Below are 15,755 nucleotides of genomic sequence, written 5' to 3' on the forward strand. Positions count from 1 at the left end.
TAGGCCAGCAAACTAGAAGTGCGGTATCGCCGTTCCCCAGTTGCGCCAGTCTTTAGGCTCTTGCGGGTTAAGCAGGAAATGTTGATTCACACTGGCTTTCGGTGCCAATGGGGTAGTTGGCGGTGTGGCGAAAGCAATGCCACCGCGAATAAACTGCTGGAAGGTGCCACTTTTCACCACTCCGCCGGTCAGGCCAAATTCAAGGTTATAGCCTGATGCCAGCCAGAAGACGCTGTTTTGCCGGACTAATTGTTGGTATTTCTGACTGATACGCAGGGAAACCTGTACCCGATCAGACATTGCCCCCAGATTAAATCCGGTCACTGTCCCCACTTCCAGCCCACGGAACAGAACCGGTGTTCCCACCTGCAATGACCCCGCCTCTGCGGTATCGAGGATAATGCTCAGGCCATCAAGATAGCGCGAATCCGTAATAGTGGCGGTTTGCAGCTCAAAAGTGCGCAAGGTGCCACCTTTACCCGGCTCTACATTTATATAGGGCTGGAACAGGGTATCCAGGTTATTAACCCCGGCGGCAGAGATTTCTGGCGAAACAATCGAGAAGCGGGTACCCGCGCGAGCAAAACTCTGCACATATTCGGGGTAAAGTACGGCTTTGGCGAGCACTTCATTACGCTCTGGGGCGAGTTTCAGCGATTCAACCTGACCGATATTGATACCCAGATAACGAATTGGCATGCCGGCGGCAAGTTTGCTGGCATCAAAGGTGCGCAAGATAATCTGGCTACCGACCGCGCGTGCCGCAGTTTCGTTAGCATAAAGTGTCCGTTTTGCGCCTTTATCCAGCGTAACGCCTTCAAGATTATCAAAGCTGATAGCACCTTTTAATGCGCGATTCAGCGGAGAAGCTTGCACCGTCAGGCCACTCCCGTTCAATTGCACTTTTGCCCCGCCTTCGGCCCAGAAGATACTCTTATCAGTGAGTAGCTTGCGATATTCCGGTTGAATATAAACATCCACTTCGAACTCGTTGGCTTTCGGCCTGATCTGAGTAATTTCACCCACCTGGAACTTGCGATACAACACCACTGAACCGGTCTGCACATCAGGCAGGCTGGTGGCGGTTAAGGTGAGGGTGGTTGCCGGGCTATTGCCTAAAATGCCGTCGGTCGCTTTATCTATGCTGCTGTACAGCGGATACTTACCGAGTGGATCACCTTTGCTGCCTGGCAGAATCAGAATACCGCCATCAATCCACTCCTGAGCACTGGCACCTTGTACATCAATACCATCGATACCGAGTTTGACATCAAGGCGGCTGTTAACCACAAACTTGCTGTCTTTGTGTACTAAATTACGGTATTTCGCTTCAATTGCTGCAGTAAAACTGACGCCATTGGCTGACAGTTCCCGCGTTAATATCTGACCAATTTTAATGCCATGCAGGGAGATAGGCTGGCCCACATCAATGCCGTAGCTTTCTGGCGCGGTTAACTGCAATTCGAGGACATTAGGTTGTTGTAACAAGCTTTTACTGCTGGGCAGCACGGTGAAACGCTGCTGCGGTTCACCCTCACCGGGAATGAGTTCCAATGTATTTCCGGTTAAAAGTTCACTCAGTTTGGCATCACTCAGGCTGATGCGTGGGCTGTTCATTTCAATACGCGTACCGGTACGCATCAAATTGACTACAGACGGGTCAATCGTCAGTTCGCCGGTCACTTTACCCTCCGGCTGGAGTGTCATTTTAGTCAGAGTGCCAACTTGTAACCCCTGATAAATCAGCGGAGTACGTCCCTCACTCAAGCTGCTGCCGCTGGGTAAATCCAGTGTGATGGCGACACCGCGCTGGCTGTGTGCCAAATCAGGATAAAGCTGGAAAGGCTGGTCTGGCTTGGCGTTCTGGCTATTGGGCGGGGAGTCAAAAGCGATGGCTCCATTGACCAACGCGGCCAGACTTTCCATTTGTACGGACGCGCCATTGAGACTGAAATCGCCTTTAAAACCAGATACATTCCAGAAACGAGTGTCATTTTTGACCAATTTGGCAAAGCGCCGGTCAATCAGCACATCAATGACTACGCCGTTATTATCAGGTGCAATGTTGTAATCGTAGACTTTTCCCACCGGAATTTTACGGTAATACACCAGTGAACCGTTATTCAGCGAACCCAGATCTGGCGCATGGAGATGCACCATTAACTCACCGGTATTGAGGCGGAATTTAGGTTGGGTATCCAGCGCGGTGAAGTGACTTTGCGGTTTGCCTTCACCGGGCATCATGCCGATATAGTTACCACCGACTAAGGCATCCAGCCCAGAAACCCCAGCCAATGACGCTTTTGGCGTCACCAACCAAAATTGAGTTCCTTCACGCAACGAGTCTTCCATGTCATTTTTGATGCTGGCGGTGACTTTAATATTACGCAGATCATCATCCAGACTAATGGATTGCACCATCCCGACTTCGACACCTTGGTAGCGAATAGGCGTACGCCCCGCCACAATCCCGGCCGCAGACTGGAAATCGATAGTGACTTCCGTGCCACGTTCTTGCCAGTTGTTATAAACCAGCCACCCCGCAATCAGCAGGGCAATAAAAGGCAGCAACCAGAAAGGCGATATCCGGCGTTTATGTTTAATCTGTGCCTCAGTCGGTGTACTCGGCGTTTCCTGTTGCATGTGCATCCCAAATCAATCGGCTATCCAGCCATTCAACAGCAAGGATAGTCAAAATGACCGCAGACCCAAAATAGAAGGCTGCTGGCCCCATAGTAAAGGAAAGGAGCTGATCGCGATTAATCAGCGACATCATTAGTGCAATAACAAAGAGATCCAGCATTGACCAGCGGCCAATCCAGGTCATTAGGCGCAGCAACCGCATTCGAGTTTTCAAGCTGTGCTGTGTCTTTAGATGAATACTCATCAGTAATGTTATTAAGACAATGATTTTAGTAAAAGGCACCAGCACACTGGCGATAAACACCACGGCGGCTATCGGCAGATTACCAGATGAAGCGAGAGAAACCACACCGGAGAAAATAGTATCCTCCATGCGCGTGCCGTTGGCATAAACAATTGATATCGGCAATAGATTGGCGGGCAGCAGCAACACGATAGAAGCAATTAACGCCGCCCAGGTTTTTTGGATGCTGTGACGGCGGCGATGGCGTAAAGGGATGTGGCAACGTGGGCAGCGGCCGAGGGCATCAGGGTGCCCGGTATAATGACAGGATAAACAGACGCGCAGCGTTTCTCTGGGGCCGGGGGGCTGCTCTTGCGGGTAAAAACGCTCCCACAGTTGTTCCAGATTAAGATGCACCAGCGCCAGAATACTTAGTAATGTTAACGTCAGATAAGCTATTAATCCGGTTCCGGCCATTACATCGGCGTATTCTTTGACTTTAATACAGGCCACCGCCATGCCGATAAGATAGATATCCAGCATCACCCACTCTTTCAATCGTTCCAGCATCAATAAGATTGGCCGCAGGTTCATACCAATTCGGCTGCCAATTCGGAGATAGAGTATTGAAACGGTTAGGGTAATCGGTGCACCCAGAATGCAAAACGCCACCATACTGGCGGTGATTGGATGGCCCTGACGACTCATTTGCCAGATCCCTTCCAGCAAACTGGCATCAATTCGGGTGCCGAGCAAACGGATAGTAATCAGCGGTTCGGTAAACGCAAATGGCATCAGTAATAGCATAGCGACAGCAATGGCGGTCAGACGGGTCAGTGACCAATCTCGCCCACTGGCAATTTTTGCGCTGCAACGCGGGCAATAGGCGGTTTGCCTGCCATTGAGTGGCGGCAAGGTAAACAGCGCATCACATTGACAGCATCGCTGAACCCGGGAGGTGGACAGTGGGCGCTGAATGGCATGTATTTTCATCTATTAAGCACCCTGACACCGACAGCGGTCTGTAATTAGTAAACAGTAAACAGCAAATAGTAAACAGTAAATAATAGTGCGGATGGTAGCAGAGCAATCACTCAAAACAAGGGGCAAAAAGGGCCAAACTCCCGATGTCGGCAACTCTTTTGCAGGGTAAGCGCCGAATAACCTTGTAGCAACGCGCAATTAATGATTATTTTATATAAGCTACGCGCAACAATTGCCTCTGGCTATTCTTAGGTTTCTAACGGTCATTACATGAAAAAAGCAGAATTCTACGCGGAATTAAAACGTGACTTGAGTGCTCTGATTGCAGGTGAAACTAATTTCATCGCCACATTGGCTAACGCCAGCGCTTTAATTTATGAGCGCCTTGACGGTTTGAATTGGGCGGGTTTTTATTTGCTCGATGGCAATCAATTGGTGTTAGGACCTTTCCAAGGAAAAATCGCCTGTGTGCGCATTCCTGTCGGGAAGGGGGTGTGTGGAACTGCGGTGGCAGAAAATCGCGTTCAGCGGGTCGGTGATGTGCATGCATTCCCCGGACATATCGCTTGTGATGCCGCCAGTAATGCTGAAATTGTGCTGCCAATCACAGTTCAGGGAAAAGTTATCGGCGTTTTGGATATCGACAGCATTGTTTATGATCGCTTTGATAAAGACGACGAATTAGGCTTAATCTCAGTCGTGGCGGGGCTTTGCGAGCATCTAGAGCTTTGTGACAGTGCAAAATATGTCACACAAGCTGCAAGTTGATATACGGATAACGTGGCAATTGCTGATGGCGTCATTATAATGACGCCTGTTCATGCCTGCGCTGGTTGGCAAACCCGTTGTAATCAGGAAATTTCATGGAAAATCAACCTAAGTTGAACAGTAGTAAAGAAGTCATAGCCTTTTTGGCTGAGCGGTTCCCGCTTTGTTTCACCGCCGAAGGCGAAGCACGTCCACTGAAGATCGGTATTTTTCAAGATCTGGTCGAACGTGTTCAGGGGGAAGAGAATTTAAGCAAAACGCAATTGCGTTCTGCGCTGCGTCTCTACACCTCAAGCTGGCGTTATCTTTATGGGGTCAAAGTCGGTGCTGAACGTGTTGATTTGGACGGCAACCCTTGTGGTGTGCTGGAAGAGCAACATGTAGAACATGCCCGCAAACAGCTGGAAGAGGCGAAAGCCCGTGTTCAAGCACAACGTGCTGAACAACAAGCTAAGAAGCGCGAAGCTGCCATTGCTGCGGGTGAAACCCCAGAGCCACGTCGCCCACGTCCGGCAGGTAAAAAACCTGCGCCGCGTCGTGAAGCGGGTGCTGCTGTGGAAAACCGCAAGCCTCGTCAGTCACCTCGCCCTCAGCAGGCTAATCAAAAACAAGCTCGGCCACCTCGTCCACAGGCCGAGGAAAACCAGCCACGCCCTGTGCCGGTCACAGATATCTCTAAACTGCAAATTGGTCAAGAAATCAAAGTCAGAGCAGGCAAGAGCGCGATGGACGCAACCGTATTAGAAATCGCTAAAGATGGCGTACGGGTGCAGCTGTCTTCCGGTCTGGCGATGATTGTGCGCGCAGAACACTTGCAGTTCTGATACGGAGGCCAACCTAGGCATGAACAAATTTGTCAGACTAACAGCAATCGCAGGCTTGTTACTGGCGGGGGCAAGTTACGCTGCTGATACCACAACGTATCGCATCGACCAACTTCCTCAATTGCACCAGGAACCAGAGCATGCAACCGTGAGTGAGCGCGTAACATCGCGCTTCACTCGCTCTCACTATCGCCAATTTGCATTGGATGATCAGTTTTCCGCCAAAATATTTGATCGCTACCTCAACATGCTGGATTACAGCCACAACGTGTTGTTGGCATCAGATGTGGCAAAGTTCGCGGATAAAAAACATTCGCTGGACGATGAATTAAAATCCGGCCAATTAGATACGCCGTATGCGTTATTCAATTTGGCGCAAAAACGCCGTTTTGAGCGCTATCAATATGCACTGTCAGTGTTGAACCGGCCAATGGACTTTACCGGTAATGACACTATTGATATTGATCGCAGCAAAGCGCCTTGGCCGACTAGCGAAGCTGAGCTGAACAAGCTTTGGGACGCAAAAGTTAAATACGATCAGCTCAATTTGAAATTAACCGGTAAAACGGACAAAGAAATCAAAGAGACGCTGACGAAGCGCTATCAGGCGGCCATTAAGCGTTTGACGCAAAGTAATAGCGAAGACGTCTTCCAGCTGATTATGAATGCGTTTGCCCACGAAATTGACCCTCATACCAATTATTTGTCCCCACGTAATACCGAGCAGTTCAATACCGAAATGAGTTTGTCTCTGGAAGGTATCGGTGCCGTTCTGCAAATGGATGATGATTACACATTAATCAACTCCATGGTTCCAGGTGGCCCGGCAGCGAAAAGTAAAACTATCGCGGTGGGTGATCGGGTGATCGGCGTTGGTCAAACGGGCAAACCGATGGTGGATGTTATCGGCTGGCGTCTTGACGATGTGGTCGCGCTGATTAAAGGGCCGAAGGGCAGTAAAGTGCGGTTAGAAATTTTACCCGCCGGTAAAGGGACGAAACCTCGCACCGTGACGTTGACGCGTGAACGTATTCGTCTGGAAGACCGCGCGGTGAAAATGTCGGTGAAAACCATTGGCAAAGAACGTGTCGGGGTACTGGATATTCCTGGTTTCTACGTTGGCCTGACCGAAGACGTCAAGGTGCAGTTGCAGAAACTGGAAAAACAGAATGTCAGCAGTATTATCATTGATTTACGTAGCAATGGTGGTGGAGCACTGACTGAAGCGGTTTCTTTATCTGGTTTGTTTATCCCAAGTGGCCCAGTGGTTCAGGTGCGGGATAACAACGGTAAAGTACGCGAAGACAGTGATACTGACGGCGTGGTGTATTACAAAGGCCCGCTGGTGGTATTAGTTGACCGCTACAGCGCCTCTGCATCCGAGATTTTTGCTGCGGCAATGCAAGATTATGGCCGGGCCTTAATTGTCGGTGAGCCAACCTTCGGTAAAGGTACTGTGCAGCAATACCGTTCGTTAAATCGTATCTACGATCAGATGTTGCGCCCTGAATGGCCGGCATTGGGTTCATTGCAATACACTATCCAGAAATTCTATCGGGTAGATGGTGGCAGTACTCAGCGTAAAGGGGTTACACCAGATATTGTGATGCCGACGGGGGTTGATCCGGCAGAAACCGGTGAAAGTTTCGAAGATAATGCCTTACCTTGGGACAGCATCAATGCTGCCAGTTACACCAAAGTGGGTGAGTTGAAACCGCTGGAGCCTGAGTTACTCAAAACACATGCCGCTCGTATCGCCGCTGATCCTGAGTTTCAACATATTCAGCAAGATATTGAGCGTTATAAGGCTCTGAAAGATAAGAAGAACATTGTCTCTCTTAATTACGCTCAGCGTGAAAAAGAGAACCATGATGATGATGCCACACGTCTGAATCGCTTAAATGAGCGCTTTAAACGTGAAGGTAAGAAGCCACTGAAGTCATTGGAAGATTTGCCAAAAGACTATCAGGAGCCGGACCCTTATCTGGATGAAACCGTGCATATTGCATTGGATTTAGCTCATAAAGAAAAAGCGCAGCCACAGGTTGAATCTCAACCGACAGTGCCTGCTGCGACAGCAACAGCCGCAAAATAATCTGTGAATGTATGCATAATCCGGGTTCTTAGAGCCCGGATTTTTTTTACTTTTTTTCTACGCCACTTCAGTAGAATTGGCGAAAAAATAGCTCAACATGTAATAAAAAGTATCCAAATTTGTAAAGTTATGTTGATTTCCTCTCTTAGAACTTAACAAGCCTTGAAAATTTATCAGATGCCCATACGATCAGCATATCTCAGTAGTTATTTGGCTAAGTCATCATGTCAATTTTGGCTTAATACGATGTTGATTTAATAAAATGTCGATTCAATACGGTCGTCACTTAACAGAATAAGGAAATAAATTTTTATGATGCGTATCGCTCTATTCCTACTCACCAACCTGGCTGTCATGTTGGTGTTCGGGTTGGTGCTTAGCCTGACAGGTATTCAGTCCAGCAGTGTGCAGGGGCTGATGATTATGGCCGGTCTGTTTGGTTTCGGCGGCGCATTTGTTTCGTTGCTGATGTCCAAATGGATGGCTCTTCGTTCCGTGGGTGGTGAAGTTATTGAACAACCCCGTAATGAAACTGAGCGCTGGTTATTGGACACAGTACGTCGCCAGTCTCAGCAGGCAGGCATTGCCATGCCGCAAGTGGCTATTTATCAGGCTCCGGATATAAATGCTTTCGCGACCGGTGCCCGTCGTGATGCTTCATTGGTCGCTGTCAGTACTGGTTTGTTGCAGAACATGAGCCGTGATGAAGCAGAGGCAGTTATTGCCCATGAAATTAGCCATGTGGCGAATGGTGATATGGTCACCATGACCTTGATTCAAGGTATTGTGAATACCTTCGTTATCTTCATTTCACGTTTGATTGCGCAGGTTGCTGCTGGCTTCTTGTCGGGTGATCGTGATAATGAAGGGAGCAGTTCAGGTAACCCGATGGTTTACTTTGCGGTTTCAATGGTATTGGAGCTGGTGTTCGGTATTCTTGCGAGCATTATTACCATGTGGTTCTCGCGTCATCGTGAATTCCATGCCGACGCTGGTTCAGCAAGATTAGTTGGGCGTGAGAAGATGATTGCTGCATTGCAGCGGCTGAAAACCAGCTATGAACCCCAGGAAGCCGGTAGCATGATGGCTTTCTGTATTAACGGCAAATCCAAATCATTCAGCGAGCTGTTTATGTCCCACCCACCGTTGGACAAACGTATTGAAGCTTTGCGTTCTGGTGAATACCTGAAATAACCGGTATTGATATAAAATAAAAACCCCGCTATCTGGCGGGGTTTTGCTTTGCGCTAGGCTTTCTTTAAATAGCCAACAAATTGGTTCTCACGTAGTAATGCAACCTTACCTGACGTATAGAAGATGACGGTCAATAAACCTTGAGAGTAGACCTTCGCCTTGGGTTCATCTTCAATCAAAGCCGCAGGTTTCCCATCGACAGTGACAATACCTAAAGAGTCGCGCTTAACATCAACGCCATAACCGCTGTAATGTTGGCTCGTCTTCTTGGCTGCCTGAGCGAACTGTACAGCATGAGCCGCATTCTGTAATGCCTGGGTTTCAGCCGCGGCATTGATCGTGTTGGTGCGGTTTTGCTCGCTAATATAACAAGCATCCCGAGACACACCTTGCGCTTCACAGGCGGCAATTCTCTCGGCCTGCGAGCTACAACCTGCCAACAGGATAGCGATAACACCAGCGAGTAGGGTTTTATAGATCATTTTTGGGCTTCCCAATTGTGACTTAATACGGCGACGGATGAGCCGACGACTTTCATAACGTCAGAAAATTGATTTATCGAGGCAGCGACAAATATTGCTGCTGCCAGCAAACATGCTTGCAGGAAAATAATAATATTGAGTTTCATCTCATTACCAGCCATAGGATGCGCCCGCTCCCCAGCCAAAGTTATGCTGAGTATCATTACTGACGGTCAGTTTAACAATGGTGCTTTGCGTGGCGTGGAAAGAAGCACCCATGGCCAAAGCTTGTTCAGAACCATAACCCCCAATTCCGGCCCCCAGCGCGAATTGCTGAGATTCTTGCACCTGCGGAATATTTGCCATGGCAGCAACACCTGCGATCCCGGCATCGGCGCGGTCACGGTTGTCATCTACCTCTGTTTTCAGATTAGCAAAATTCTGATTTGACTGCGTTTCCATGCTACCTATCCGAGCCTCATCATTGCTAAGGGCTTTGGCATTTTGCTGTACTGCCGCATCATTGTGGTGGTCATCGGTGCCGTCATGTCCATCCGTGCCATTGATACCATCTTTAGCTTTTGGAGCCTGCTCTAAAGCATTAAGACGGCCTTGGGTAGTGAAATCATCATTGCTGAGTCCGCCAATTTCCCCGTTGATTTGGTCAAAAGCAGTTTGTAAATCACCATCACCACCATTCACACTGGTGATGGAGATTTGATCAGCGCTATGCTCATAAGTGGCAGCGTATGACGATGGAGTAGATATAGCAGTCAAAATCATGACAAATGCTAATTTATGACATTTCATTCTTTAAGTTTTCTCTCAAATTAAGACTTATTTTTTGATTCCATTAGACACAAAATATGTTTCCCAAAATAAAAAATACGTGGGTAAAAATCTATTTGCAACAAATAATTGTGACTTATTTCTCGTTTAACAATATCTTTACGCAATAAATTACGCTTCCAATAGAAACAGTTAAAATGAATTATATTTATTATTAATGTTCTATTTTGATTTTTAACAGAATAATTTGCCTTTTATTGACAACGGTTTGCTCTGATGAGGTTCTGAGAGGTACAATAACTAACGGCTTTTGTTGCGGAATTGTGTTTCTATGAGTGACGGATTAAGAGAAAAACTGAAAAAACTCAGGTTAGGTAAGACTGAAAATAATGGGGTAAAACCGTTTGTTCAAGCTTACCAGTCTCTTGGTTTGCAGAAAGAAACTGAGCTGGCTGATTTGATGGCGGCTAATCGCTCTACCATCAACAAATATCTTAACGATAAAGTCTCTGTGCCCGCCTCAGCGGTGACTCTCGCCGCTTTGTTAAGATATCTTCAGATAAGAGATAAGCGCCTTTATCAAGAGTGGGAGGTCATTACCAGTTACATGAAAGGTCGGGCTAAAAGAGGTGGGGATGAGACAACCCTGATCGATTTTATTAGTGACTCGGCATTACTGGAATCCATTCTTCGCATTGCCAAAGATGAAGGGCGAATTGATGACCCTAAATGATAATAGGGCCATCAATTATTCAGGCTAACCGCGTTTTTGGTTGACCCGCAGTAAGCTGACCAGCGCCGCGATACTGGCGAAACACCCCGCGAGTACCAGCGATGCATGCGTTCCATTGGTGGCAAACAGATTAAACATCAAGGCAACCAATGCCGCGCCTGATGTCTGCCCCAATAGGCGCGCGGTGCCCAACATACCACTGGCCCCGCCGCTGCGATGTTGGGGAGCCGCAGAGATAATGGTGTGGTTATTGGGCGCTTGAAATAGGCCGAAACCCGCACCACACAGCACCATACGCCAGATAATATCTAAATCTGTGGGGTTGGCAGGCAAGATGGCTAACAGGAATAACCCACTGGCAAACACCGCTAAACCAATCCCTCCCAGTAACCCTGCATGGTAGCGCTCAACTAATCGGCCAGCGATGGGGGCGACCACCATGGTGGCGAGTGGCCACGGGGTTAATAGCAACCCGGTGGCCACTTCATCACGACCCAAGACGGTTTGTAAGAAAAAGGGCAGTGAAACCATTGCCAGCATTTGGGCGGCAAAAGAGCAAACGGATGTTCCGATCGACAAGGCAAAAATAGGAATGCGCAGTAAATCGACCGGCAATAATGGGAAGGGTTGGCTGAGTTGGCGGCGTACAAAGAAAAAGCCGATGACCAGTAATGCTATCACTTCGGCGGCAATCAGTGTCGGGCTTTGCTCTTGAGCAAAACCACTGATGGCGGTTATCAGTAAACCAAATGTCAGCGCATTCATAATGCTACTGGTGACATCAAAACGGTTACCGTTGCTTTTCATATTGTTGGCTGGCAAGAATTTCATACCCAGCCCCCAGGCAACCAGACCTATCGGCACGTTAATGGCAAATAGCCACTGCCAGGATGCAACTGACAATACGGCTGCTGCAATGGTTGGTCCGGCTGCGGCAGAGACGGCCACAATCAATGCATTAATACCGATACCGCGACCTAACTGTGCTTTGGGATAAATAATTCGAATCAGGGCGGTATTCACACTCATCAAGGCGGCGGCACCTAACCCTTGCAGCACTCGCGCAAAAGTCAGCGTCCATAAGGAATCGGACAGGGCGCAAAACAGCGATGTCACACTGAATACCAGCAAACCAGCCTGATAAACCCGGCGATAACCAATGATGTCGCCCAGTGATGCCATCGAAAGCAAAGATACGGTAATAGCCAACTGATAGGCATTGACTACCCAAATGGAAGTCGCGGGGCTGGCATTGAGGTCACGGGCAATGGTCGGTAATGCGACATTGGCGATAGTGCCGTCCAGCACCGCTATCATAATACCTAAAGCAATAACGACTACTGCGGCATAGCGCTGTGGAACCGGCATTCCATCGGTGGCAGCTGGGGTCATAGGTTTTATCTGTAGAAATAATAAGGTAGGTGAATCTTTCTATGCTAACGACTATTGTGCTTGAATGCATCCTTAGGGTTAGGGTTATTTGTAAAAGACCATTTTTATGACAAGGTATGTTCTCAACAGAAAGCTTGGACGAAAAACTCCCTTCCAATCCTGATTAACAAGCTGATAATGACCGTAATTTGTTAAAATCAGTAAAAATAGAACCGCGATCACGGAAAAATGAAACATCGTTTCTATAATGTGAGATAGTATTAGCCGAACAGGTTCTCCTGCGGGCAAATTTTAATTCTCTGATGATTTTAAGGACTTTCCGGATGGCTAAAGGTAAACAAATCCCCCTGACATTTCATACTTATCAGGATGCCTCTACCGGTGCACAAGTGACACGGCTGACGCCTCCTGATGTGACTTGCCACCGTAACTATTTCTATCAAAAGTGTTTCACCCGTGATGGTAGTAAGTTGTTGTTCGGCGGCGCTTTTGATGGCCCGTGGAACTACTACTTGCTGGATCTTAACACTCAGGTGGCGACACAACTGACAGAAGGGCGCGGCGACAATACCTTTGGTGGTTTCTTGTCTCCGGATGACGATGCGCTGTTCTATGTTAAAGATGGCCGCAATTTGATGCGCGTTGACCTTGCCACATTGGAAGAAAATGTGGTTTATCAGGTACCGGACGAGTGGGTCGGTTACGGCACTTGGGTGGCAAATTCCGATTGCACCAAATTGGTCGGTATTGAAATTAAACGCGAAGATTGGGTGCCGTTGACGGATTGGAAAAAGTTCCATGAGTTCTATTTCACCAAACCTTGCTGTCGCTTGATGCGTGTTGATCTTAAAACTGGTGAATCTACGGTTATTTTGCAAGAAAATCAGTGGCTCGGTCACCCAATTTACCGTCCTTATGATGACAACACAGTAGCATTTTGCCATGAAGGACCACACGACTTGGTTGATGCCCGCATGTGGCTAATCAATGAAGATGGTACGAATATGCGCAAGGTGAAAACCCATGCTGAAGGCGAAAGCTGCACCCATGAATTCTGGGTGCCAGATGGTTCAGAACTGGTGTATGTTTCTTACCTGAAAGGTAGCCCGGATCGCTTCATTTATAGTGCTGATCCAGAGACATTGGAAAATCGTCAACTGACCTCAATGCCTGCGTGTTCGCATCTGATGAGCAATTATGATGGTTCGTTGATGGTAGGTGATGGTTCTGATGCGCCGGTAGATGTACAAGACGATAGCGGTTATAAGATTGAAAACGATCCTTTCCTGTATGTTTTCAATATGAAAAATGGCACTCAGCATCGCGTTGCTCGCCACGACACCTCATGGAAGGTGTTTGAAGGTGACCGCCAGGTGACACATCCACATCCATCCTTTACACCCGATGATAAGCAAATCCTCTTTACCTCTGATGTTCACGGTAAACCAGCACTATATTTAGCCACATTGCCTGAATCAGTCTGGAAATAGTTGAATTTTGCACTAGCCTCTTTCATGGAAAGAGGCTAATTTGCTGTCTGCAAGGCTTTTATCCGATTATTCACATTGGTTTATTGCACAGTCTCGCGACTTCCCTTTATAATAAAACCACTGTTCTATTTTTTTTAAAACAAATTGTTTTATGAAACACAGAAAACTGAGTAGGGTAACCAAAAAATGGCTATTGCAGATTTAGATAAACAGCCCGACTCTGTTTCGTCGGTTCTGAAAGTTTTTGGCATCTTACAAGCATTGGGTGAAGAACGGGAAATAGGTATTACCGAACTTTCTCAACGTGTAATGATGCCTAAGAGTACAGTGTACCGCTTCCTACAGACCATGAAATCCTTGGGCTATGTTGCACAGGAAGGCGAATCAGAGAAATACTCCCTGACTCTGAAGTTATTTGAGTTAGGGGCGAAAGCATTACAAAACGTCGATTTGATCCGTAGCGCAGATATACAAATGCGTGAATTATCCAATGAAACTCGTGAAACTATTCACTTGGGCGCATTGGATGAAGACAGCATTGTTTATATCCATAAAATCGATTCTATGTATAACCTACGGATGCATTCCCGTATTGGTCGTCGTAATCCATTGCACAGTACTGCCATTGGTAAAGTGTTACTGGCATGGCGTGACCGTGGTGAAGTAGAAGAGATCTTGTCTCATATCGAATTTACCCGTAGCACCAAACATACTCTGGATAGCGCGGCAGCACTGTTGCCGGTATTAGACCAGGTACGTGAGCAAGGCTTCGGCGAAGATGTTGAAGAACAAGAAGAAGGTTTACGTTGTATCGCTGTACCTGTTTTCGATCGTTTCGGTGTCGTTATTGCAGGCTTGAGTATCTCATATCCGACATTGCGTTTCTCTGAAGACAGCAAAAGCGATATTGTGAAATCTCTGCATCGTGCGGCGCGCAATATTTCAGAGCAGATGGGTTATCGCGATTATCCTTTCTGAGGGATCTTTCCACTAGGGTAAATACTGTATAATTATTGGATATTTTTAATCAGCTGTTAATTATAACTATTTATTCCTTCCCATCCCAAACGGCTCCTCTTATCAGGAGCCGTTTTTATTGATGGATAAGTTGTTTAACGTTCATATGAGTTGCTCGAGGTGTTTGAGTATTATCCGATGATATTAGTTATTATTTAAATATACTGTTGATGGCTCATTTAATTCGGTAGGTTCACTATAACTGTGCTTAAGCATAATTATAGGGAGAAAGGGAATGAGGAAGTTATTAAGCACTGGGTTATTACTGTTGTTGGCGGGCTGTAGTAGCTCCCATCGTGACAATCCGCATCAATTGATCGACCGCGGTGAATATAAAGTCGATACCAGTACTCCCTCCATAGCTCAAAATGAGCGGGTGAGATTTTTGGTGCTTCACTACACTGCAACAGATGATGCCGAATCACTGAGATTGCTGACTCAAGGAGATGTTAGTGCTCATTATTTGGTAAAAACACACCCTGAAAGCCTTGATGGCAAACCTGTTGTTTTACAACTGGTTCCTGAATCGCAGCGCGCATGGCATGCTGGCGTCAGCTATTGGCAGGGGCGAAATAGCCTCAACGATACCTCTATAGGTATTGAAATCGTCAATAGGGGCTTCACTGAGCGGATGTTACGTAGAGAGTGGTACCCCTACAACGAATCACAGATTGAATTGATTGAGCGGCTAACCAAGGACATTGTTGAGCGTTATAATATCGACCCAGCGAATGTTGTTGCTCATAGTGATATAGCACCGCTGAGAAAGTCTGACCCTGGCCCGTTATTCCCCTGGAAACGCTTAGCGACACAGGGTATCGGAGCGTGGCCAGATGACGCGACGGTCACAAAGTATATTGCTGGGCGCAATAGGCACGACATGGCATCTGTCAGTATTATTCAGCAAACGCTGGCGCGCTACGGTTATCAGATCCCACAAAGCGGCGAGTTGGATAATGAAACCCGGCAAGTTATCAAAGCCTTTCAGATGCACTTCAGAGCGCAAGATTTCAGCGGTATCCCGGATGTAGAAACGGAAGCTATTGCATTGGCATTAGTCGAAAAATATCGCCCCCTTCATCCTTAAAGCCACAAGATGTAAGCGGTGTCCCGGTGATACATCCTTTAAAAATAAAAAGCCA

14 protein-coding genes are annotated in these 15,755 nt (G+C 47.3%); 8 read left to right on the plus strand and 6 right to left on the minus strand.

The genetic code is table 11. The annotated features are described in order from the left end of the window. Positions 1–12: 12 nt before the first annotated feature. Together QSV56_RS10710 and yebS are read right to left on the minus strand one after the other, a co-directional pair. A complete protein-coding gene (locus QSV56_RS10710; protein ID WP_019079263.1) occupies positions 13–2,643 on the minus strand; it encodes a PqiB family protein in 2,631 nt (876 codons plus the stop codon). After that, positions 2,612–3,859, minus strand: coding sequence for a membrane integrity lipid transport subunit YebS (yebS, locus tag QSV56_RS10715; protein WP_019083015.1), 1,248 nt, complete (start codon positions 3,857–3,859; stop codon positions 2,612–2,614). Before yebS ends, QSV56_RS10710 begins: the two co-directional genes overlap by 32 nt. Positions 3,860–4,120: 261 nt before the next feature. Here yebS and QSV56_RS10720 point away from each other — a divergent pair, with 261 nt between their 5' ends. From QSV56_RS10720 to htpX, 4 genes are all read left to right on the plus strand, one after another. Then, on the plus strand, positions 4,121–4,618 hold the full coding sequence (locus tag QSV56_RS10720; RefSeq protein WP_005164942.1) for a GAF domain-containing protein: 498 nt from the start codon (positions 4,121–4,123) through the stop codon (positions 4,616–4,618). A 95-nt stretch (positions 4,619–4,713) separates the two neighbouring features. Then, on the plus strand, positions 4,714–5,442 hold the full coding sequence (gene proQ, locus QSV56_RS10725; RefSeq protein ID WP_004875959.1) for an RNA chaperone ProQ: 729 nt from the start codon (positions 4,714–4,716) through the stop codon (positions 5,440–5,442). A 19-nt stretch (positions 5,443–5,461) separates the two neighbouring features. After that, on the plus strand, positions 5,462–7,537 hold the full coding sequence (gene prc / locus QSV56_RS10730; protein ID WP_046695055.1) for a carboxy terminal-processing peptidase: 2,076 nt from the start codon (positions 5,462–5,464) through the stop codon (positions 7,535–7,537). 312 nt (positions 7,538–7,849) lie between these two features. Continuing rightward, the gene (gene htpX / locus QSV56_RS10735; protein WP_019079266.1) at positions 7,850–8,731 is read left to right on the plus strand and encodes a protease HtpX; all 882 of its coding nucleotides are present in this window, start codon (positions 7,850–7,852) and stop codon (positions 8,729–8,731) included. Positions 8,732–8,784: 53 nt separating this feature from the next. Here the strand turns inward: htpX and QSV56_RS10740 are convergent, their stop codons facing one another. Genes QSV56_RS10740 through QSV56_RS10750 form a run of 3 tightly spaced genes read right to left on the minus strand, consistent with a single transcriptional unit; the run spans position 8,785 to position 10,002 of the window. Continuing rightward, a complete protein-coding gene (locus QSV56_RS10740) occupies positions 8,785–9,213 on the minus strand; it encodes a hypothetical protein (RefSeq protein ID WP_046051004.1) in 429 nt (142 codons plus the stop codon). Beyond that, positions 9,210–9,374, minus strand: coding sequence for a hypothetical protein (locus QSV56_RS10745; protein WP_019083017.1), 165 nt, complete (start codon positions 9,372–9,374; stop codon positions 9,210–9,212). Before QSV56_RS10745 ends, QSV56_RS10740 begins: the two co-directional genes overlap by 4 nt. Then, a complete protein-coding gene (locus tag QSV56_RS10750; protein WP_301212313.1) occupies positions 9,364–10,002 on the minus strand; it encodes a YadA C-terminal domain-containing protein in 639 nt (212 codons plus the stop codon). Before QSV56_RS10750 ends, QSV56_RS10745 begins: the two co-directional genes overlap by 11 nt. 310 nt (positions 10,003–10,312) lie before the next feature. Here QSV56_RS10750 and QSV56_RS10755 point away from each other — a divergent pair, with 310 nt between their 5' ends. Further along, positions 10,313–10,714 (plus strand): hypothetical protein, encoded by a 402-nt coding sequence (locus QSV56_RS10755; RefSeq protein WP_046051002.1) that lies wholly within the window; start codon positions 10,313–10,315, stop codon positions 10,712–10,714. A 24-nt stretch (positions 10,715–10,738) separates the two neighbouring features. Here QSV56_RS10755 and QSV56_RS10760 read toward each other — a convergent pair whose 3' ends face one another. Then, complete coding sequence (locus tag QSV56_RS10760) at positions 10,739–12,106, minus strand: MFS transporter (RefSeq protein ID WP_046695052.1); 1,368 nt, start codon at positions 12,104–12,106, stop codon at positions 10,739–10,741. A 323-nt stretch (positions 12,107–12,429) separates the two neighbouring features. Here QSV56_RS10760 and ogl point away from each other — a divergent pair, with 323 nt between their 5' ends. From ogl to QSV56_RS10775, 3 genes are all read left to right on the plus strand, one after another. Beyond that, the gene (ogl, locus tag QSV56_RS10765) at positions 12,430–13,596 is read left to right on the plus strand and encodes an oligogalacturonate lyase (protein ID WP_019079271.1); all 1,167 of its coding nucleotides are present in this window, start codon (positions 12,430–12,432) and stop codon (positions 13,594–13,596) included. A gap of 186 nt (positions 13,597–13,782) precedes the next feature. Continuing rightward, complete coding sequence (kdgR, locus tag QSV56_RS10770; RefSeq protein ID WP_005164952.1) at positions 13,783–14,574, plus strand: DNA-binding transcriptional regulator KdgR; 792 nt, start codon at positions 13,783–13,785, stop codon at positions 14,572–14,574. Positions 14,575–14,848: 274 nt separating this feature from the next. Beyond that, positions 14,849–15,700, plus strand: a complete 852-nt coding sequence (locus tag QSV56_RS10775; RefSeq protein WP_046695051.1) for an N-acetylmuramoyl-L-alanine amidase — start codon at positions 14,849–14,851, stop codon at positions 15,698–15,700. Positions 15,701–15,755: the final 55 nt, after the last annotated feature.

Source organism: Yersinia sp. 22-579, assembly GCF_030433455.1.
Classification (GTDB): domain Bacteria; phylum Pseudomonadota; class Gammaproteobacteria; order Enterobacterales; family Enterobacteriaceae; genus Yersinia; species Yersinia enterocolitica.